Source organism: Oceanobacillus halophilus, assembly GCF_003628505.1.
Taxonomy (GTDB): domain Bacteria; phylum Bacillota; class Bacilli; order Bacillales; family Amphibacillaceae; genus Oceanobacillus; species Oceanobacillus halophilus.
In genome coordinates, this window is the sequence record NZ_RBZP01000002.1 from 471831 (window position 1) to 493887 (window position 22057).

General features: G+C 38.5%; 15 protein-coding genes. 3 read left to right on the plus strand and 12 right to left on the minus strand.

Annotation, left to right across the window (positions count from 1 at the left end):
* Positions 1 to 54 precede the first annotated feature (54 nt).
* The 6 genes from D8M06_RS06180 to D8M06_RS06205 all read right to left on the minus strand — a co-directional run bounded on the left by D8M06_RS06180 (position 55) and on the right by D8M06_RS06205 (position 6356).
* Positions 55 to 1614, minus strand: coding sequence for an ABC transporter substrate-binding protein (locus D8M06_RS06180; RefSeq protein WP_241558858.1), 1560 nt, complete (start codon positions 1612 to 1614; stop codon positions 55 to 57).
* A 340-nt stretch (positions 1615 to 1954) separates the two neighbouring features.
* Entirely contained in the window at positions 1955 to 2419 is a 465-nt protein-coding gene (larC2, locus tag D8M06_RS06185) for a nickel pincer cofactor biosynthesis protein LarC2 (protein WP_121203512.1), read from the minus strand.
* Between the two features lie 29 nt (positions 2420 to 2448).
* Positions 2449 to 3204 (minus strand): nickel pincer cofactor biosynthesis protein LarB, encoded by a 756-nt coding sequence (gene larB, locus D8M06_RS06190; protein ID WP_121203513.1) that lies wholly within the window; start codon positions 3202 to 3204, stop codon positions 2449 to 2451.
* A 64-nt stretch (positions 3205 to 3268) separates the two neighbouring features.
* Entirely contained in the window at positions 3269 to 4204 is a 936-nt protein-coding gene (larC, locus tag D8M06_RS06195; RefSeq protein ID WP_121203514.1) for a nickel pincer cofactor biosynthesis protein LarC, read from the minus strand.
* Positions 4205 to 4407: 203 nt separating this feature from the next.
* The gene (gene larE / locus D8M06_RS06200; RefSeq protein WP_121203515.1) at positions 4408 to 5247 is read right to left on the minus strand and encodes an ATP-dependent sacrificial sulfur transferase LarE; all 840 of its coding nucleotides are present in this window, start codon (positions 5245 to 5247) and stop codon (positions 4408 to 4410) included.
* Between the two features lie 533 nt (positions 5248 to 5780).
* Positions 5781 to 6356 (minus strand): transposase, encoded by a 576-nt coding sequence (locus D8M06_RS06205; protein ID WP_121203516.1) that lies wholly within the window; start codon positions 6354 to 6356, stop codon positions 5781 to 5783.
* Positions 6357 to 6735: 379 nt separating this feature from the next.
* Here D8M06_RS06205 and D8M06_RS06210 point away from each other — a divergent pair, with 379 nt between their 5' ends.
* Positions 6736 to 7683, plus strand: coding sequence for a C40 family peptidase (locus tag D8M06_RS06210; RefSeq protein ID WP_421904204.1), 948 nt, complete (start codon positions 6736 to 6738; stop codon positions 7681 to 7683).
* Positions 7684 to 7804: 121 nt separating this feature from the next.
* Here D8M06_RS06210 and D8M06_RS06215 read toward each other — a convergent pair whose 3' ends face one another.
* From D8M06_RS06215 to D8M06_RS06240, 6 genes are all read right to left on the minus strand, one after another.
* A complete protein-coding gene (locus tag D8M06_RS06215; protein ID WP_121203517.1) occupies positions 7805 to 9133 on the minus strand; it encodes a TIGR02679 family protein in 1329 nt (442 codons plus the stop codon).
* A gap of 25 nt (positions 9134 to 9158) precedes the next feature.
* Positions 9159 to 13307, minus strand: coding sequence for a TIGR02680 family protein (locus D8M06_RS06220; protein WP_121203518.1), 4149 nt, complete (start codon positions 13305 to 13307; stop codon positions 9159 to 9161).
* A complete protein-coding gene (locus D8M06_RS06225) occupies positions 13300 to 14466 on the minus strand; it encodes a TIGR02678 family protein (protein WP_121203519.1) in 1167 nt (388 codons plus the stop codon). The genes D8M06_RS06220 and D8M06_RS06225 overlap by 8 nt, the downstream gene beginning before the upstream one ends.
* A complete protein-coding gene (locus D8M06_RS06230) occupies positions 14466 to 15968 on the minus strand; it encodes a TIGR02677 family protein (RefSeq protein ID WP_121203520.1) in 1503 nt (500 codons plus the stop codon). The genes D8M06_RS06225 and D8M06_RS06230 overlap by 1 nt, the downstream gene beginning before the upstream one ends.
* A gap of 195 nt (positions 15969 to 16163) precedes the next feature.
* Positions 16164 to 16688, minus strand: a complete 525-nt coding sequence (locus tag D8M06_RS06235) for a hypothetical protein (RefSeq protein WP_121203521.1) — start codon at positions 16686 to 16688, stop codon at positions 16164 to 16166.
* A gap of 295 nt (positions 16689 to 16983) precedes the next feature.
* Entirely contained in the window at positions 16984 to 19788 is a 2805-nt protein-coding gene (locus D8M06_RS06240; protein ID WP_241558861.1) for a UPF0182 family membrane protein, read from the minus strand.
* A gap of 372 nt (positions 19789 to 20160) precedes the next feature.
* Here D8M06_RS06240 and D8M06_RS06245 point away from each other — a divergent pair, with 372 nt between their 5' ends.
* Together D8M06_RS06245 and D8M06_RS06250 are read left to right on the plus strand one after the other, a co-directional pair.
* On the plus strand, positions 20161 to 21183 hold the full coding sequence (locus D8M06_RS06245) for an ABC transporter substrate-binding protein (RefSeq protein ID WP_121203522.1): 1023 nt from the start codon (positions 20161 to 20163) through the stop codon (positions 21181 to 21183).
* Positions 21167 to 22024 carry an ABC transporter permease gene (locus D8M06_RS06250; protein ID WP_206613285.1) on the plus strand — a complete coding sequence of 286 codons (858 nt, stop codon included), beginning with the start codon at positions 21167 to 21169 and terminating at the stop codon, positions 22022 to 22024. Before D8M06_RS06245 ends, D8M06_RS06250 begins: the two co-directional genes overlap by 17 nt.
* Positions 22025 to 22057: the final 33 nt, after the last annotated feature.

Sequence of the window (22057 nt, forward strand, 5' to 3'; positions counted from 1 at the left end):
AAACTCCTTTATGCGAAAAGAGCCAGTCATACTGGCAGCTTTTCGCGTTTTGGACTATTCTGTTACTCTTATATCCTCTAAGTTGAATTTTTGAATAGGATACATTTTCCATCCCTCTAACCCGCTTCTCAATGCATATGTCCGGTCCGGATCCATAATGTACACACTAGCTGCATCTTCTGTTAGGAGACGTTGTGCTTGTTTATACAAATCAGCCATCTCGTTTTCGTCTGTTGATGCTACCGCTTGCTCGATAAGGGCATCATATTCTGGGTTATTGTAATTAACGAAATTGCTTTGATAATCACTGATATATCTTACCAATACTTCATACGGATCAAGTTTTCCGGTAAAAGATACAATGGTAGATTCATATTGTGCATCTTGGTAAACTGTCTCCAGCCAGGAACTAAATTCTATTAGTTTAATTTCTACATTAATGCCAATTTGACTAAGCTGCTCCACGACTACCTGAGCTGTATCCACGTGGAATTGATAATCAGATGGGACGGTTAACTCTAAATCAAATCCATCCGCATACCCGGCATCTGCAAGTAATGCTTTGGCTTCTTCGATATTTGGTTGGTAGTAATCTTCTAATCCCGCTTCATAATAAAAGTCCATTGCTGGGCTGAAATTAGATCCTAGTTTCGTCCCCATTCCATCTGCTACAGTTTCAATAATCATATCTTTGTCAATGGCTAAATTAATGGCCTTTCGAACATTCACATCATCCAGTGGCTCTACTTCATTATTTAGTGCCATCAACTGTACCATGTTTTGTGGACCAGATACCGTATTTACCGATTCCCCTAATTGCATCATTCCTTGAGGAGTAACACCAGGTATCACGTCAATTTCCCCAGCTTGCATTGCTAAAACAGCAGATTCTGGGTCTGGCATGACAATAAACTGAACTTTATCAAATGGAGGTACTTTATCCTGCATGTAATAATCCTCATTTTTCACTAAAGTTAACTGTTGTCCTGCTTGGTATTCTTCAAATTTAAAGGGTCCAGCACCGATTGGACTGGTACTTTGCTCTTCATAGCCAGCAGGTAGAATCGGACGAATGTTAGCTGCTAGAAATGCAGAATTATTCTCTTTTAATGTAATAACCACTTCATAATCGGAAGGTGCTTCTATGTTTTCTATTCCAGCAAATTGAGAAGATAATGGCTCCTCACCGTTTAAACCACTTAATCTTTCATAAGAATAAACCACGTCTTCTGAAATTAACTCTGATCCATCATGGAAAAGAATACCTTCCTTTAGCTGGAACGTGTATGTAAGTCCATCTTCCGATATTTCATAATCCTCTGCAATCGCTGGAACCAACTTACCTGATTCATCTGTATCTAGTAATCCATCAAACACATTATCCATCATCGATTGCGTATCCGTTGCAGCAGAGATATATGGATCTAGATTATCCACCTCGGTACTCATAGCGATGCGAAGCACATTCTCTGTACCTGGTTGTGAATTAGCTGATTCCGTTGGATTATTCCCTTCCTGTACTGCTTCACCAGTATCAGACGTATTCGATCCTGAACAAGCTGCTAAGACAAATGCAATAACCATCATTAAAACCAAACTTTTTAATAGTTTCATTTTGACTTATCCCCCAAATTGTATTTATCTCGATATGCAATGACTTCATCTGACTATGTCTTATAATAACTTTCTCGCGACAAAAATAGCTTTCTTTCTATTAAACTTATAAACGAAACACCCTTTCGTAAAAAGTGTAAACAATGCCAAACAATTAATGCAGTTAAGTGTAAACGTTAACTATTTCGTCACGCACGAAGCAAAATCCTGCTTAATAAAGACATTTTACGATAAATTAATATTCAGGTGCCTGTCACTCCCCGGATTTTGTCGAATATCGGCATACAAAAAGCTAGAATAAATGATATTCTGCATCATTCATTCTAGCTTTTTTCTGTTATTATAGATTTTTCCAAACTGCTGCATAGACTTGTTTCAAGGGAATGTTGTTTTCTTCTGCAATCTTTCTGCAGTCTTCATATTCTGGAGAACTTTGAAAAACTTCTCCCTTAGAAATTCCTTGTTTAACCGTTACGGGACCCCATTCTGTTTCGACTAAAATAAATTTTCGTTCCATCCGATGAACAGTAATCGGGTAATAGCGAATTCCCAGTGTCGTCGTTTCATGAAGAAGGATTCCCTTCATTTTTTCAATTGACTTGCTCGAACATAGCAACTGCAAAAGAATTCCCGGTCTGTTTTTTTTCATATAAATAGGAGAATAAAAAACATCATTTGCTCCTGCGTCAAACAGACGATCCATTACATACCCTAACCATTCACCTGATATGTCATCAAGGTTTACTTCCATCTTAATCATTTCATTATCCACGTGCTCATTATCTGGAGGATGCTTCGCTGCCACTATCACGACTTCCTTTCTATTTAAACCAATTAACTGTTTGTTCCATTTGCTAATCTGTCAATAAGCACTGCATTATATGCACCACCAAACCCGTTATCAATGTTGACTACACTTATTCCGCTTGCACAGGAATTCAGCATAGTTAATAAAGCAGACAGCCCTTGAAAATTTGCTCCATATCCGACACTTGTAGGGACAGCGATAACTGGATGTGATACGAGACCGCCAACAACACTTGGCAGCGCTCCTTCCATACCAGCGATAACGACGGAGACAGTAGCTTGCTGAATAGCCTGTGCCTGATCCAACAGACGATGGATTCCTGCGACACCAACGTCATAAAACCTCCGTACATTACATCCCAACACTTCTGCCGTTACTGCCGCTTCTTCTGCTACACGTAAGTCTGATGTGCCTGCACAAATTATCGCGATATATCCTCTTTCTTGATCTTGGTTTTTGGTACGTTTCTTCGTGGTCCCAGATAAGATTTGTGCCATTTCGTGATACACAAGTTCTGGATGTTTTTCTATAATATCATTCGCTTTCTCCTGGGATATCCTCGTTATTAATACATCATTCTCTTTCGCCTGAATAGCCTCAAGAATAGATATAATTTGTTCTGCGGATTTCCCCTCACCATAAATCACCTCTGGAAATCCTTGTCGCTGCTTCCGATGATGATCTACTTTAGCAAACCCTAAATCTTCATAGGATGCTAAATTTTTCATAGCATCCTCTATACTTACCGTCCCATCTTGAACGCCTCTTAAAATATCTTCCATACTGGTGCCTGTCACTCCCCGAATTTTGTTGTATTTTGTCGAATGGCATTGTTTCTTTGTTTCGTTATTTCCCTATGACAACTCGTAGTACATTGGGGTGGTTAGGGAATGTTTTGGTCCCGGCACCATAACCTATTTCTTCTACTTCTATCGATGGAAATGGGCAATATTCATTGGCTAATACAGCTGCAATGGCAGCTCCTGTTGGTGTTGTTAATTCTGATTTCAATTCACTTTTTGCTATTGGTACGCCTCGCAGTATCTCCAATGTTGCTGGTGCAGGGATTGGGTATACACCATGATCAATGTGAATATGACCAGACCCAGTAGGTACTGCTGCTGCTTTTACCTCATCTATTTTCAGTTGTTCCAACAGAATTGCAGTTCCTACAATATCGATAATGGAGTCTACGGCACCTACTTCATGAAAATGGACATCTTCTAACGGCATACCATGAATTTTCCCTTCAGCTTCCCCAATCTTTTTAAACATTCTTAAGGACATATCCTTAACCTTTTCCGTTAATTCCGATTCCGTTATCATTTTCACGATATCCCGATAAGCACGATGATGATGGTGACCATGATCATGATTATGTGTATGGTGATGATGATGATGCGAATGCTTGTCCTCGTGAGTATGTTCATGGTGATGATGGTGTGAATGCTTGTCCTCATGAGTATGTTCATGGTGATGATGGTGTGAATGCTTGTCCTCATGAGTATGTTCATGGTGATGATATTCGTGTTCCTCATGTGCATGACCATCATGATGATGGTGGTGATTTGTATTATCTTCATTTTTCAGTAGTACATCGAACTTTGTAGCTGTAATTCCATTTTTCACCACTTTTTTAGTGGACAATTCATATTCATCTTCTATTTGAAGCTTTTTTAATTCTTTTTCTAAATGGGTGAAGTCTCCTCCTGCATCAAGGAGAGCCCCTATTGTCATGTCGCCACTTAAACCGGAAAAACAATCAAGATACAAAAATTTCATATATGTTACTCCTCTTTAATCTAGAATTACAATGGAAATCCCCTTTATAAGGGTATCCACCTTTTTCAAAACACAACCCAGAAATTTCGACAAAATCCGGGAAGTGCCAGGCACCGCACGTGGGTACCGCACGTGAAAAAAAGCAGTTTTCAATCTACTTGGAGATTAAAAACTGCTATATAATTTTTTGATACACTCATGCCTTATGCGTTAGCTGCAAGTTCTTGTTTCTCAGACAACTCCGGTAACACTTCATTCATGCTTCCAGTACGGTAGCCACGAAGATCTACAGAAACATAATCAAACCCGAGTGAAACAAGCTTATGCTGAACTTCTTCTCGGCGGCCTAGCAACTCATTAATTTTATCAGAAGCTACTTCAATACGAGCTACATTATCATGATATCTTACGCGAACTTCATCGAATCCGATTCCTTTCAAATAAAGTTCTGCCTGATTCACTTGTTGAACGATTCGTTTGTTTAATCTAGTTCCATAAGGGAATCTAGATGCTAAGCTGCAAGAAGCCAGTTTATTCCAAACGGGGAGATCTAATTCTTTTGCAAGTTCACGGACTTCTGTTTTATAGATATTCGCTTCTTGAAGCACACTGCGAATCCCTTCTTCCGTTCTTGCTCTCAACCCAGGACGGAAATCTTCTTCATCGTCCATGATCATTCCATCTAATACATATGGGTAATCCATTTCTTTTGCTAACTCATTTAGATGGGAGTATAGTAATTTTTTACTGTGATACCAGCTGTCTGGGTTATTAGCTGCAATATGCTCATTTTCCAATTCTTTCATTTCTGTTTGATGAACTTGAACGCCCATATTTTCAGCAAATTTTACTGCTGCAGTAAATTCTGATTCACGAAATAATTCAGAAGCTACCACTACCGCTAAAACATTATCGCCTAATTCCTGTTGCGCTCTTTTTAGCACAACGGCACTATCAACACCACCAGAAAACGCAACCATAACACGGCCCATTGCTTTTAACTTTTCACCTAATTGACGGTTTTTTTCATGAATATTTGTCATACCATTCACCTCATTTTCCCTAGTTAGGGGATTTAATAACTTACTAGTTCGCTTGCCTACATATATAAAGATGTATACCTACGAATCTTTGAATTTATATATTATTACAATCTATATATAAACATTACTTTCTTTTTGTTTAGTTGTCAAACAAAATGCTAGAGTGCCTGTCACTCCCCGATTTTTGTCGCATTTTGTCGCCGCGTATAATCCTTGTACCCTTCAACTACTCTGGGTAAACGTTCCGAATTTCTAGTTAATTCCGATGAACAAGCCAACCAATTACTTGAATAATAGCAAACCAGATTGGCGTTGCTAATAGAATTCCCCATTTCAATCCTTTAGCAAAATTTCCTTTTTCAATCATTTTCTGATCCCCTTTATTCTTAACGTTCCTCATTATGTCACCGTTAATAAAAAGGATTGCCAAATTATATCTATTTATATTCACTCAAACATCGTTTTATGTATATAAAGGAAAAACTAAGAAGCTAATAAAAAGTGCTTGCTTCTTGGTTTTCCATTCATACTTATTATTTAATTGGTATTTCTAGTGTGATTTCTTCTTCCTGATTCATATATTCCATGTATTTCTTTCTTTTATCCATTTCACTTCCAAAGAATATTTCCAGAATGGTATCCGTGTTAATAAGTGAGAATCGCACTTGTTTAGGATGCAGATAATCATAATAACTGCTCCAACGATATTCTAGAGCATCTTTAACTATTCCTGCTTCTATCGGATTCAGATGTATGTAACGATTCACTTTAAGCATGCCCAAATAGGAATCAATTTGCGCGGAGTAAAACCTTTTTTCAAAAACATGACCTGTCCATCCATTTTTATTATTGAAGTAATTAGCATAGCGTTTATTAATGAGGAACATTACTTTGGAAAGTGAGTGCTGCGAGCGGATCTGAAGGTGATAGTGATTCGACATTAAACAGTAAGCAATTAGGTCAAAAGGAACTTTACTATTCACTTCTTTTAGTATATGAAGAAAAACCTTATAGTCTTCCTCATCACTAAATAAATCCCCCTTCCGATTACCTCGACTGGTAATATGGTAATAGTAATCTGGTTGCCACATTCTTTTCTTCCTTGCCATTTACTCCCCTCCCTTCTTTCTTCTTATGTAAAAGATAGATGACAAAGGCCGCAAAGTCAAAAAGCCAAAATTAATTAATAGAGGCAAGGTAGATGCAATTCTATTAAAATCAATAACGTAAAATTCAATTTTGAGGCAGTAAAGTTGTACCAAAATGCCGTTTTAGAAAAAATCCTAAAATCGGTGCCTGGCACTTCCCGCTTTTTGTCGATAGCATATTGCATCCTACTTACTAGTCAAGCATACTTCTAGCCATCACTTTCCATTCGACAATATTCGGGGAGTGACAGGCACCTAAATAAGGCATCATCTATTTTCCTCTTTTTCCATTATTTAGCCTATTCCTTTTCTCTTGTAACCCGTATACAATAAATGAGCGATGAGATTCAGACTAAAGGAGACGATTATTATAAAAAAACATATTTTATCTGTTGCTTTAGCCTCTACTATTCTATTAACTGGAAATGCACTAACTGCAGAAGCTAGTGCTAATACGTATACTGTACATTCTGGGGATACATTATGGTCTATCTCTCAAAAAAGTAATGTATCAATTTCTAACCTCTTAGACTGGAACAATCTATCCTCCTCCAGTATCTATGTCGGACAAACACTTTATATAGCTAAAAAAGCTACTCCGTCCTCTATGACTTATACCGTTACATCCGGTGATTCTTTATATAGTATTGCCAAAAATCACCATACATCAGTAGATTCGATTAAAAAATGGAATAACTTAACTTCAAATACTATCTATGTAGGCCAAACTCTCAAATTGTCTGACGTAGAAAATAAGACAAACCAGCAATTTCACACAGTAAAAGCTGGAGACTCTCTTTATGCTATTGCTAGTAAATATGGAACAACCGTGCAGAACATTAAGCAAATCAATGGGTTATCCAGTAATACCATTTATGCTGGACAAAAACTTCAATTATCGTCTAGTAATCTAACACAACCTGCTCCAAATGTTGTACATTCTATCATAGCAGAAGGAAAGAAATACATGGGAGTTCCATATGTTTGGGGTGGGACAAGCCCATCTGGATTCGACTGTAGTGGATTCTTAAATTATGTATTCAGCAAAAACGGAATCTCCATTCCGCGAACAGTGGAAACTATCTGGAAGGCAGGCAAAACTGTTTCCAGCCCTTCTAAAGGTGATCTTGTATTCTTTGAAACCTATAAAACAGGACCATCCCATGCAGGAATTTATTTAGGTAATAAACAGTTTTTACATGCCAGCAGTTCCAAAGGCGTAACCATTAGCAGCATGGATAACTCCTACTGGTCAGCGCGTTACCTCGGAGCTAAGAAACTTCATTAAACCAAAAAAGCGAACAGTGCCAGGCACCGTTCGCTTTTTTCTATTCTTCTATCCCTTGCACCACAAGGGTTCTAGCGTTCGACAAAATCCGGGAAGTGACAGGCACCGTCAGAGGGCATCGTTAAAAGCTTTTTGTATAATCTATTAGGTCTTGTTTCATGTCGTTTAGCAGTGCTTCTTGGTATCCTGCTTTTCCTATACGGCGCATTTCTTCTGCTACATCTTTTAAGTCTTTGTGCTTTATACCATTCAATTTCGCTAAACGTTCTTTCTCTAGAACTTTAACAGGAATTGTTTTCCGATAGTCCTCGAGATTCATATGCCATAATTCCACCTGTTCTGGGTATCTATTTAATAATCTCTGAGCCATTCGTAATCCTTCTGGGTCAAAATCTCCAGCATAATGGATTGTACAGCCCTCTATTGCTAAGAAGTCCAAGAGTGTTAGTGCGGCTAGTTTAAATTGACCATTGGTAGAGACGATTGGAAGTTTTAAATGTAAATCCAGCAATGTCGAGCAAACGCCAGAATTCTCAACGACCCAAACATCCGTGCCTGTTAACGGAAAGACACGATGTAAGGAGATAAGTTCCCGCAACGGCATATTAAAAACCGTATTCCATTCGGAAGCGGTTCTCCACACGGGATGTTCGACTCCTTCCTTCGTCTCAGCTAGAAGCCCCGAACACGTGACAAAGTTTAATAAATCATCCCGGAATAGGTGAAAGTGCTGGAGCAATTCATTGATGGATTCCGTGCTGGCAGGAAGTCCAGTCTCTTTCCTATCATATTCCAAATCCAACTGTTGACTCTTCTTCCTTTCTAAATCAACGGTCAATACATGTAAAAACAGCTTTCCCAAGTCCGTCGTAACATCCAGTGCATGGGGATCCCCTGCAATCTGTTGACTAAACACGGGCAGTCGCACAGGCTCGTCTGGGATATGGGAATAAGCTCTTGCAAGAGTAGCCACAAGATGTCGGATCTCTGAATCATGTTCTTCCGCCAAACGGATAATCCACCTGCCATCTTTTGGACTGGAAGACACATAGTGAAACCAGAACGATAGACAAGGATATTTCTTACTAAATTCGTAAAATATTTCCTGCCGTTTTTTCTCCTGATTGGACTTCTTTTCCTGTTTCGAAAGTAAGGTTTCTCCAAAATACGCATCCAGAAGCCCCTTCAATTCCAGACCACTGAATCTCGTCTTGCTTAGCTGCTTTTCAAATGCCATTAGCGATATCGAACCCTTCTCTTTCAATTGCTCTGCGTTAGCACCGTAAAAACCGCCAATGATTTCTAACTCTTCCATTGAAAACAGCTTAGCTGAAATCGTTCCTCCGATTCTACCTAAGGACTCGTATTTTTTCCGGAATTGTTTAAATAACTTCTGAAAGGCTTGTTCTCCTTTAAAAAAATCTACCGCTTCCTTTATTACTTCTTCCATCCTATCCCCTCCTTCTTATCAAAGTTTATTCCGTTATCTTGTCTTTTTCGTTCACCAGCAACGAACGTTGGTTTCCGTTCCAATGGTACCGAATAACTGTTACAAAGTTGCCATTCTTCGGTCGAACCAGTTCACAAATAGATAGCGAGGATATCGTTTCATAATCTCCCCAGAGGACCTGAGAATTCATCATATAATCGAATCCAAGCTCCTCGACAATTCGAAACATCACACTGATATTATCTTCGTCCACGCCAGCGAATGCCTCATCCAAGGATATAATATATGGTGCGGTCTTATCTGCCTCCGAATACCTCGAATAACAAGCTGTGAACAATGGAATGTACATGGCCATTGCCTTTTCTCCACCACTGAATTGATAGAATGCATGGTTGGTTAATTCTCGCTTCGGTTCTCCTGTCCGCTTAAAGGATAAAACAAAGGAAAACCAATAGCGATAATCCAAGACTTCCTTCAACACCTGAATTAGTGTGGAGCCTTCACCTTTAAGTTCTACCATTTCCTTCGCACGTGTTATCTTCGAGCGGAAATGTTCGGTTACTTGCTTGACGTCTTCCTCTTTTAATAATCTCGAATCAAGCTGCAGCAAATCAACCAATTCTTTGGTGTCCATTTCTGCTTCTGTTTCTGCGGTTCGAGGTTTCCAGCGGATAGAAAAGGAAAGTCCAGAAGATGAATCACTTTCTCGCATAAGCTTGTCCATTTTTTCCGTCCAAATTTGCGCTCTTCTTATTCGGCTGCGAAGCTTTCGTCCAATCGAGTCAAATAAAATATCTTCGTAAAGTTGTCGGTCCTGATCATCCAGTAAATTCTGCTGTGTCAGTTTATCTTTTTCAATCTGTTCTTTCACATAATACGGACTGACCCTTTTTCCTTGAAAATCAAGATGGATCATTCTACGAGACACTTTCTTTCTCAGGTTCTCCATTTGAATGATTTCCTCATCGGTCCAATCCTCCATCTCCCAATTAAAGGCAACCATAGAATCCTGCGTTTCCGTCATACGGTATTCCATCAAATCAGACTGTTGTTCATAAAAGACATTTGTTAGTTGTGCTTCCACCTTGGATGAGTCCTTCTCATCCAGAATTTGCTTAAATTCCTTATAAATCCATTTTGCACACTCTTCCGCTTGCTCCCGGTCCATCTCTTCAGGAATAAAAATAAATCCATAACTTAATTCCTTGGTAACAGCCTCAGACCATGCCTTCAGCAGCTGACGAAAGAAAGTTACTTTCCGCTTTTGCTGGGAAATTTGTTCGGTTATCCTTTCTAAATCAGATTCTATTTTAGGAATTCGTTTGGTAATTTCCTGGAGCTCCTCCTTCGTCACCTGAAGACTCCTTTGAACTTCCTGAATTTGTTTTCGAATATCTTCTACACCATGGGCTGCCATCTGCTTTTCAATTTCCTCACGATGTGCTTCCAATTTTGTTTTGCGATCAGAAAGGACATTTAATTCGCCTGTTACATCCATTATCTCGGTTAGTAATTCTTCTAATTGCTGTTGAAAGATTTGCATATTTCTCTTCTGATGCAAGTATGCAGTATACCTATTACGCAAATCGCCCAACGTTTTTTCATACATACGCATCGCGTCTCTTGCCTTTTGGTATGCTTCTTTAGTAAATTCAATATTCAAATCACGAGTCCTTGTATCAAGGGTTCGTTTGACCATCTGATAATTGTTTATCGCCTCTTCCAGCTCTTCATTTATTTTTTGAATTTCTTTCTCTAGCCGTTCCATCTTAAAGCGCTTTTCTTTCATCTGATGAAAGCTTTCCGAAAGATCCGTATCATCTGGAAAATGAGAAATAGCAGCTTTTGCTTCTTGTATTTTTTCCTGTAAGCGATCGATGCGAGCGAGTATTTCCTGTTTCTCCTCTTGTAATTGAGCAATCTCTTCCTGTAACTGCCTGATTTGTTCTTCTCGATAGCGTTTCCGGGCATTTTTTCCAATAAATCGAACACGTTCAATTGGTACGGCATGTCCAGAAAGGAGTCCCATGTAATAGGTTCCGTCCTCCTGGATCTGCATACCAGATTCGGCTTCCATCGCGTCATTCACTAGAATACTTTGTAAAACTTCATCCACTGTAATAGCCGAAACGGCAGAATTCTCCTCCACATCCGGGTGGAGATAATCAGCTAATGTATGGGCCATCATGTTCGGCTTTGGTTGAATGATTCGATCATGTCTTACAGGGATTTCCTTCTCTGTAATCAAGGCATTCAGCGTGCCAGTATCCAGAAGTATCGCCTCAATTTGTTGTCGTACCTCTTCTGGTACATGTTCCTGAAATTCTACTGCTTCGTAAAAAGGAAGAAAGGCATGACCGTTCTCACGAAGCATGCTCCTCGCCTCTCTTGTTGCTTCTTGTTGGTTCGGCGGTTCCGGATCTTTTCTTTGTTTCAGTTCCAATAGTTCTGCTTCTTTTTCCGAAATCTTGGTTTCTACGATCGTTACCTTGCTTCTTTCGGTGGCTATCTTTTCGTTCGTCTGCATTTGATACTCATTGTTCTGTTCCAAAAACGGAGAGCGAATCGCCTCATACGTATAAGGCTCATAAAGCTGATCCATTTTTCGGGAAACCTGCTGTAATACCGTTTCATCCATGTGGATAAAGGAATAATTGTCCTTCCAACGATAGATTTGCTCTACTTTTGCCTGTTTGTCTTTTTCGAAAATTTTGGACCAGTCTTCTAGTTCTGCTTTTTCTTGATCTACTTCCATCCGGATCGTTCCTATTTTATTTTGCAGATTGGTTACTTGTGTTTTTAATTGTTCAAAAACACCTAATTCATTTGTAATTGTTTCTAAATTTTTAAAATGATTATCTGCCTCACGGTTCCATACCTCAAAGTCAAAATTATCCGTTGCATTTCGGTAAAAATCCTCTTCATTGATACGATGACATCCAAACGAGGCTTCTTCTGCATCTGCCTGCAGATCAAGCAGCGTATCTTCCATGTCTTGTTCGTTCTCTGAAATAGCCGCCTCTAATATATCCAGTTCCTTCTTCGTATCTATTTCTTTTTGCTTTTTGCTCGTAAGCTTCGTGTCTTTGTCTTGAATATCATTCGTTACAGTCTTCAAATTGTCCATTAGTTTCGTGAGTTCCTCTTCCAAATCCCACACTTTGTGTTTTTGCAGACGATTACTCTTTTGTTCCAGCACTTCCATATCCTGCTCAAGTTGCACATTCCGATCCTTCAATTGCTCCAGTTCCTGCTTCCGTTCTTCCTGTTCGGCAAGGCTAGCCTTTTTTCCCTTTTCTTCCTTGTCCAATCGTTTCTTTACTGTCAAATATTCTTTTGCTTTATCGGCAATGCTATATTGGTTGTACACGTCATAACGCTTTATTAATTTCGTAATGGCGGTGTTTTCTCTCTCCAATTGTTCAATTTGCTGTTTTGTTTGATCCATATGTTCTATCGTGTCGGAAAGATGCCTTAAATCATCATCAGTCAATGGTGGCAATGCCGCTTCAAGGATTTCATAAATGACCGTTGGTTTAAAATCCTTAGACAGTTTGGGACTGCGCAGCTGAATAAGCAATTTGATTAAATCTTCATAGGAATCCATATCAACGAAGCCAAATACATACTTGTTTACCAGCTTCATATATTCCTTTTGTGTCCGAACCACTTGCCCCCCAGATCCAATTCGATTCTCTAACTGGATACGCGATAAGGGAATCTTCTGCTCTTGTCCAGCATTCTTTTCCATTTCGTATAAAAAAATATCTTTTCCTATTCGGCGATTGTCGGTAATTATAAAATACCAAGCATTCATCGTTTTATGGCGTCTTGCCTGAAGTCCGATTCCTGTTGTTATATACTGATTCGTATCTTCCCGTTTATACTCTAAAAATAAATAGCCTGTCCGTTCATCACGGTTGGAAACTTCTTTTTCTCCAAGCAAATAATCTTCCATTTTACGTGCTTTCGAGCCGAATGGATCTAATCTGTCTGGGGACTTTTTCCCATCTAGCAGCACTGGTAAAATGCTTTGCATCGTAACAGATTTTCCTGAACCATTACTTCCACGAAGTAGCAGCTTCCCATCTGCAAAGTCAAAAATTTCATCATCATAATACCAAAAATTTAATAGCCCAGCCCGGTTCATTTTCCATTTATTTGCTTTATTCATTGGATTGCGCCTCCTCCTGTAAAAAGTCACTAGGATAATATCCAGAAACCCGACCAAGCAGCGGTTTAATTCGATACGTATTCGTCATGGAATCTTCCTCAAGCATCTCCCAGTCCTTTAATAATGCAAGGAACTCGTGTAACGTTTGCTGAATCGTTCCATTCCTATATTGTTTGCTCCAGCCCTTTCCATATTGCTGATGGACTTGTGTCATCATTTGTTCCAATCGTACGTAAGTTAATCGAACGTTTCCCATGGTATCCACTGGAAAATCATTTAGGTGATTACGTAAATAGGCAGAAAAATGAAGCGCAACATCCATGATCGCTTTTTGATCCGGAAAAAGAGTAAATTCCTGTTTTTTCTCATCTGTTACAAGCATGGCGGCATTTTTGAATACTTCCAAGCGAAATAATGTATGCTCCTCAATATCATCTTTTAATCGATTCCGATAATTTCGGATGTAGGCAAAATCAGGATCATCTTCCCCTCGCCGATACACCACAGGGGAGAGGAAAAGCTGACGATAAACCCGTTTTCTCCTCGCACCTGCTTCATGACGTTCCCATTCCTGTTCTAATATGTCTTCCATGGAATCATATTCGAAAATATCTTTTGGGTACGTTCGCATAAAATATCTTGCATATACCGTTACTTCATAAAGAACTTCCTGCCCCTCGTCTTGAGCAAACTGATCAATTTCCCCATCTACCGTCGTTAGAATCGCCAATTTTTCCAGTTGCTTAATGACCCGCACTAAGGATTTCCTGTGATTATAGTTCGTCCAATCTAAAGGAAATTCACCTGGATAGATGTCTTTCATTTCCTCGCATATTTCCGAAAGCAAAAATTGTTCATCAACGGAACGATTTTCTGTAAATGCAAGTGCACAGCAAAAGATTGCATAATCCAAGGGTGCTTGAAACCCCTGTATTCCCATCCAGCTTTTCGTCTGTACTGGAATTTTTTCTAATTTGATAAAATGCTGATGAACAGTCAAATCAAAACCAAATTTATCGTCCACATATCTCTTTAGCACTTTTTCCCGTTCACGAATAAGCTGGTATTGTTCTGGATCTTTTGACCGTAAAATCCAAAATTTCTCCAATAATAATCTCAATCCAAATTCTGCTTTTTCATCGAATAGATTGCTATCCACTACACATTCACCTCATCTAAAAATTGAAACATAACAGCTGGCATTTCAATCATTCCATCATCTGCAGGAAGGGTGATTCGCTCGTTTTCTGATAGGATTACTCGTACTTTACGCCCATGCTCGGTTTTAAATGTCCGATCTTTCTTTGCCATTGCCTTTCCAATCCATCCTAACAGCATTTTTCGGACATGTGTTTCGATAGACGGCAGGTTTTTAAGTTCGATCTTATCGCCATCCATGTATTTATTTAGTGCTTCATGTTCAGCCACTTTTTCTTTTAAATATTTTTCGCGTGCTTCCTCTTTTTGCTTTTGATTACTTACAATTGCTCCTGCTTTGGTTTTTTCCCGGTAGTTACGAATTCTAGGTTTCGTTACATGCTGTACAGGAATTTCTTCCCATATATCTGTATAAATATCATCTGTTGGCACTTGATCACTAAATATGTGCCGGGTGTGTATGACACCAAAAGCCACGGCAGATAATTGATGAGCTTCCTGAACAGAGGAAAAGGAGTCAAACCATTTAGCTAAATACAAATAGTCTTTTTTTCGACTCCGAAATGAGTGACTTCGCTCTCCTAACCGCTGAACAACACGAGTAATTCGGCGAATTTGTTCATTTGTTCGTATTTCCAGGCTCTCCAGCTCGCTTTCTCGATGTTCATTGCCAAGAAACCATGTTTTCAGACTTTCCCATTTTTCTTGTTGATCACGGACTAATTCCTGGTCTTCTCTTCCTAAATCTTCAAAACGCGGAACTTGCTTTTGATGAAGAATCACTTGATGGATGAATAAAAGAAGCTTTTCCTCCTTTATGTTTTGAAGGGTTGCTTGTATCGTTAACGCGGTGTGCTGCAGCCCAATTATAAAGTCACGCAAATAGGTAGTAAACTGATCTTTAAAAACAAGGAAGGCTTCCGTTTGCATCCGTTCCTCCGCTTCTTCACTATTTAAATGGGCAATATAATCAGAGGTATTCTGCGTAATGGACCGGAAATAGGTAAATAAATCACTCCAAACTTGAGAACATTCATCACTGGATGGCAGCTCTTCTTTTTCAAGTAGCTTCTCTATTTTGGCTAATGTTTGATAGAGTCGCTCAAACTCTTTCTTTTCCAGTGACCCGCCAAAGCCACCACCATCTTTTTCCATTTCGATTAGCATTCGTTCAAATTCAACCGTATAAGGCGTTGTTTGATAACGAAATCGTTTCTTCTTAAATTCTTCAATTGTATGTGCCCTACTCATTTCCTGACGTGCCACTAAATTATTCCATTTTACCAACTGGTCCAAATCCTGCTGTAGCTGCTCTTCCGTGTAATTAGCAAAGTCCCTATATTCCTTCAAATAGGCAAAAACTTCTTCCGGAAATAAAAATTCCCGCATTCTTTCATGCTGTATGTAAAAGTAACGTAAGATTGCCCGATAACTCCAAGCCTTATCCGCCGTAAGATAACTCGCCTCCGTTACCTTCTTAAAAGAATCACTAAAAATCGTCATCACCCCATTCTTGTATAATCTATTAAATCCATTGTACCACTCCACCCTGGTGCCTGGCACTTCCCGCATTTTGTCAAAATTTGTCGTTTCGTAAAATAGTTTCTACTAATTGTAAATATTGGGTAAATAGAAAAACAGCTAGATAAAGGAGGGATGTCAATTATCCTTTATCTAGCTGTTTTTACCAAGGTACTGTTATTCATGTTTTAGTTTAAAAATTTCTTTTTCTAAATATTGTATTTTCTCATAAACAAAGTCTATTTCATATCTATCGACCATATTATCTCGAATATCCGTCATTTTCTCCAGTAAGGATTTAACTGCATTATTAGTTTGTGCTGTGAGAATATCCACTTTTTCCTCTAGATTCGTTTGATGTTGTTCCTGTCTTTTGAATTGATCATCTATCTTTTGGAATCTGCCATTTACTTTTTCGAATTGGTCATCTATCTTCTGAAACTTGCCATTTACTTTTTCGAATTGATTATCTATCTTCTGAAACTCTCCATTTACTTTTTCGAATCGGTCATCTATTTTCTGGAACTCTCCATTTACTTTTTCGAATCGGTCATCTATTTTCTGAAACTCTCCATTTACTTTTTCGAACTGATTATCTATCTTCTGAAATTTCCCATTCATACTAACAAATTGAACTCTGACTTCTTCTTGAAATTCTTTCTGTTGCTGATGAATCACCTGTAATAATTCCTTACTTTCCATTGTTCCTCACCACCTTTCCTTGTCATTATAAAATAAACCCTATATATAGTAAAATCTCCAAAAATGCATTTTTAACAGCAACTAGAAGCTAATTTTTCATTTTCAGGTACAAAATATACTTTATCGTATATGGCTAATTAGCCAAAATTCAATTTTAAACTTTTCCAAATAAATAGAAAAAATGCGAACAGTGCCAGGCACCGTTCGCTTTTTTCTATTCTTCTACCCCTTGCACCACAAGGGTTCTAGCGTTCGACAAAATCCGGGAAGTGACAGGCACCGTCAGTGGCAAAATCTACTCTAGCATTTGTTCGATTTCTGTCATGAGTTCTCCGGCTTTTTGCCAGTCTCCGCTGGATAGGGCTTCTTGATACTGGTCAAATAGGCTAGATAGTTCTTGTAATGCTTCATCTGCCCCTAAGATTGGATCTGTATCTGGCTCTTCTGATTGACCTTCTTCGTCAACAGTGCCTTCGTCTTCGGTCGCACCCTCATCTGGGAGTGCACCTTCCCCATCTTCTGTAGGGATTTCCTCAGGCTTAATTCCTAATTCTACTCGTCTGAGTATTTCTTCTAACGCTTCTTCAAACGTTGCTTCCATCGCAATATGATCGCCATAGGCTACAACTACCTGTTTCACTTCAGGCAAGGATGTTTCATTGGAAGATTCTATATATATTGGTTCTACATATAGAACCGTATCTTCAATTGGAATAGCCAATAGATTCCCTCTAATAACGGAAGAACCACCTTGTGACCACAGGTTCAGCTCTTGGGAAATGACACTGTCCTGATTGATTCGGTTTTCGATTTGTTGTGGTCCATAAACATTTTCTTGTTTTGGAAAACGATAGACAAATTTTTCCCCATAATTTTCCCCGTCGTTACGAACACCCATCCAGGCAATCATATTTTGTCTGTTCCTTGGCGTATATGGCATCATCAAAATAAACTCTTCTTCATCGTATTCAGGAAGTTTCATCGTCATATAATATGGGTCCATAACGATATCTTCACTGTAATATCTTTCTGTCGGGAACTGCCAGAAATCCTCACGGTTGTAGAACAGTTCCAGATTTGTCATATGATACGTACCATACATAGCTGATTCAATTTTAAACAGACGTTCTGGGTAACGGAAATGGTCTCGAACGTCTTCAGGAATTTCTTCTGTGAAAAGATCTGGGAACATACTATAATATGTTTGAACTAGTGGTTCATCCGGTTCTGTGATATAAAAATTCACTTCACCAGTATACGCATCAATGACCACTTTCACAGGGTTCTTAATGTAATTCTTTCCACCATCCTGATAACTTTCTGCATATGGATAGCCTTCTTCTGATAAGTACGCATCAAGCATCCATGCAAGACTGCCATCTTCACGAACGAAGATATATGGATCTTCATCATATTCAAAGAAAGGTGCAATTCTGTTCACACGGTCCATAATATTACGTGTTTGCAGTAATTTACTATCTCCATTTATTTGTCCAGATACTAAAATACGGAAAGATCCTTCATCGATTGCAAACAATAAACGATTTAACCCAGAGAGTGAAATACCCGCTTCTTCTTCATAACGAGTAGTCACATTTTGATCACCGGAAGGGTAATCAAACTCATCTACTTCCGAATCTACAATTACACTATTGTAATCTTCTTCGCCAAAATAAATCTGTGGTCGATTAATATCGATAACACCTTGTGGCGGAAGATTTCTTACCATGTATTGCGGTTGACCTTGTGATGTTACATCATTTACCTGGCTCATCGCAATTCCATACCCATGTGTATAACGAAGATTTTGGTTAACCCACGTTTGCGCTTGCTCTGGTAAATCAACCGTGTTCAACTCTCTGGCACCTATAAACACCTGCTGATATTCTCCGTCAATCTCATAACGGTCAATATCGATATCATTAAACTCATAGTAGGTCCGGAAAGTCTGTAATTGATTGTATACATCTAATAGTGGCCTTGAGTCATTAATCCTTACATTATCAATGGTTAGAGAATTTCGTTCGATTAAATCCTCATCCAGCGATTCTACATTCCCTGGATGCTCTTGTTCTTCCATATTTTCTAGGTCGTATGCAACTCTAGTAAAGTCGAGATTATGTTGAAGATATGGTGCTTCTCTGTTGAATTCATTAGGTGAAACAACAAAATTTTGAACAACTACTGAGGCACCTTGCCCTAAGATAATCAGTGCAAAATACAGGATAACTGGTTTAGCAATCGCGTTTAGATTACCTTTTCTAAGAGCAATAATCATCCAAACCGCACCGATAACGGCAGCAGCTGCAAGAACATAAGCAACAGGGATGTTTATCATACGGTCTGTATAGCTAAGCCCATGCACAACGCTTTCCTGAAAGAGATTTACTTGATTAGTCAATAATGTTCCATATGGTTCCAACAAATGAGTCAGCGCCAAAAGAACACCAACAACTAATACCGTAAAACCTAGATGTGCTTGTGCTGTTTTACTCATGCGGTACATATGAAACACGGAATATGCACCAATCTCTGCAATTAGAATAAAAATACTTAGACTCAATAAGAGACTGATAACAAATTGCAGGAAAGGCAAGATATACATATAAAATGAAATATCCATATTAAAAAATGGATCTGTCGTATCAAACGATACATAATTCATTATTTTTAATGCCGGTTCCCAGCCAATCCCCTGAACCGTCAAACTACCTATTAAACCAATAAACAGGGAAGCTCCAGCAATAATCCAGTTCATCACCTTTTTTTGGTTAAAGATTGGTGGTAGTTGGTGCGCATCAAAATGCGTCGTATAGGCACGTCTAATCCAAAATAGAGTAATATAAGTAATTACCGCAAATAGGACAAAACCAATTACGCCTAACATCAATTTCGTTGTAAATATGGTGGTAAATACGCTTCCGAAATCAAGCGAATCCATCCATATATATTCAGTTACCCATTTCAATCCGATGGTTCCCAAAATGAATAAAATGAAAATAATACCTAAAATAATACCAGTACGATTACCGATTTTTTTCATTTTTTTCATTTGTTCCTCATTCGGACCATTTGGGCCATTTCCTCCCGTAAAATCCATACCTTACCTCCTTAAAACACTTTTTATACAATTATACATAGTTACATGTTAACAGAAAACGTTCACTATGTCCTTTAATATGAGACATCATATATGCTCGTTTTTTTATGCTTTCATATATTCTTAAAATTGTCATATATCCATGGCATTCCCCTCTATTTTTTCAAACGTCAGTAAGTGCTAATATGCTATAATGATAATAGATATTCTGTTTATTTGAAACTTTTTTATTCCTATTTGTGAAATATTGAACAATTATTTTCCATTTCATTTATATCAAAGCTTTTAAGCCTGATTCGTAATTAATACCGCTTTTTATAATTCAATCTTTTGAAAACGTTTTACAAACCAATTCAAAAGGAGTGTTCAATCATGAAACGACCAAAATACATGTTTTGGCTCATTCTGTTTTCGATTTTCTTCATCCTCATCTTTTCCGCGTGTGACAGTAACACGTCTAATATTAATGGCGACGAACCTATAGCATCTCAAACAATTACTTATGGTGGTTCTTCTTGGATAGGGCATTTGCCTGCCTATATTGCTGTTGAAAAGGGTTTTTTTGAAGAACAGGGTGTCGATGTGGAGTTTATGAACTTCTCAACAAGCTCCGAAAGAATGACAGCTCTTGCATCTGGTGAAATTGACTTTGCCAGTACTGGTGCGATATCAGCTATTTCTTTAATGGCTGCTGGAGATGATAACTTTTCAATCTTTGGGGCACCTGATACGTATATTGGGCAAGAAGGAATTGTAGCAAAAGGAATGACTAGTATAGAAGATCTAAGAGGTAAAAAGGTGGCGGTAACCTTTGCTTCCAGCTCCCATATTATGCTGCTAGACATTTTCAACCAGCATGGACTCGTCCTTAATAAAGATGTAGAAATTATTAATATGGCTGGTGGGGATATTGTATCTTCCTTTACAACCGGTGAAATTGATGCAGGAGCAATATGGTCCCCTCACTTTGAAAATCTAACCCATGTGGATGGAGCAGTTGTTTTAGCAATGGATACAGATACGAGTATTTATAAAAATTACGGCTTTGGTTCTGGACCAGACGTACTTGTTATTCGAAATGAATTTATTAAAGACAATCCCAATACGACAGAAAAATTAGTCAAAGGGTACTTCCATTCGGCCCATTGGATTGAAGAAAATCCTAAAGAAGCTGCAGAGTTGTTTGTAACCTTAACAAACTTAGATATCGATGAACAGGAACAAATAATCAATCATGTGAACTGGTTAGATTTAGAACAACAAAAAGACATGCTAAGTGAAAATGGGGAACTTACTGGAACATTAGAATTCCTTGCAAGCTTTATGACAGAAAACCATTTAATCAATAATTCGGTTGACGTAAAGGAGTGGATTAACATTGACATCCTTCCATAATAGTCCGACTTTAGCCAACCAAAAAAATACCAATAACTTTCCGAAACGCAATCAAAAATCACCACCTAAACGAAAGAAAAAGAAGTTTACATTATCGTTGAAAATTGTAAGTATCCTTTCTTTTCTATCATTTTTAGCCATCTGGGAAATCATCACACAAATGGGTTTTATTCCACCATTATTCTTACCTGCCCCTAGCCAAGTAGTGGTTAGAGGATACCAGATGCTCATTGACGGCGAATTAATCGGGCATATCTTTTCCAGTTCTCGCCGAGTTATCGTAGGCTTTTTAATCTCTGCTTTAGCTGCTGTTCCTTTTGGTATCTTGCTTGGTAGTTCCAAAACATTAAAAGCTATTTTCGACCCAATTATCTCAATCATACGCCCCCTCCCATCTATGGCGTGGATTCCTTTATCTTTATTATGGTTAGGAATTGGTGAAGAGCAAAAATATGCCATTGTTTTCATGGGTTCTTTTGCACCAGCATTGCTCTATACAATCGATGCAACAAGAAGTGTCAACCCGATTTTAATAAAAGCTGCGCGGAACTTTGGTGCTTCCAACCTTACTGTGATGCGTGAAGTAATTTTGCCCGGGTCTATGCCCAGTATATTTGCCGGTTTAAAAGTAGTACTCGGATTAGCATGGACGACGGTAATCAGTGCGGAGCTTGTCGCTGCCAATGAAGGATTAGGATTTTTGATTATGAATGGAAAGGAATACTTTATGACAGATGTTATTATCCTTGGTATGGCAATGATTAGTTTGACCGTTATTATCATCGATATTGTCCTAAATTGGGTAGAGAAAAAAATTATTCCATGGAGAGAAGAAACCTAGTATCCCCATATGGGCAGTAAAGAAGGAAGGTGA

Coding starts and splice junctions, on each gene's coding strand:
- D8M06_RS06180 (WP_241558858.1), bottom strand. CDS start 1,614: ATGAAACTATTAAAAAGTTTGGTTTTAATGATGGTTATTGCATTTGTC.
- larB (WP_121203513.1), bottom strand. CDS start 3,204: ATGGAAGATATTTTAAGAGGCGTTCAAGATGGGACGGTAAGTATAGAG.
- larC (WP_121203514.1), bottom strand. CDS start 4,204: ATGAAATTTTTGTATCTTGATTGTTTTTCCGGTTTAAGTGGCGACATG.
- larE (WP_121203515.1), bottom strand. CDS start 5,247: ATGACAAATATTCATGAAAAAAACCGTCAATTAGGTGAAAAGTTAAAA.
- D8M06_RS06205 (WP_121203516.1), bottom strand. CDS start 6,356: ATGGCAAGGAAGAAAAGAATGTGGCAACCAGATTACTATTACCATATT.
- D8M06_RS06210 (WP_421904204.1), top strand. CDS start 6,736: ATGAGATTCAGACTAAAGGAGACGATTATTATAAAAAAACATATTTTA.
- D8M06_RS06215 (WP_121203517.1), bottom strand. CDS start 9,133: ATGGAAGAAGTAATAAAGGAAGCGGTAGATTTTTTTAAAGGAGAACAA.
- D8M06_RS06220 (WP_121203518.1), bottom strand. CDS start 13,307: ATGAATAAAGCAAATAAATGGAAAATGAACCGGGCTGGGCTATTAAAT.
- D8M06_RS06230 (WP_121203520.1), bottom strand. CDS start 15,968: ATGACGATTTTTAGTGATTCTTTTAAGAAGGTAACGGAGGCGAGTTAT.
- D8M06_RS06235 (WP_121203521.1), bottom strand. CDS start 16,688: ATGGAAAGTAAGGAATTATTACAGGTGATTCATCAGCAACAGAAAGAA.
- D8M06_RS06240 (WP_241558861.1), bottom strand. CDS start 19,788: ATGGATTTTACGGGAGGAAATGGCCCAAATGGTCCGAATGAGGAACAA.
- D8M06_RS06245 (WP_121203522.1), top strand. CDS start 20,161: ATGAAACGACCAAAATACATGTTTTGGCTCATTCTGTTTTCGATTTTC.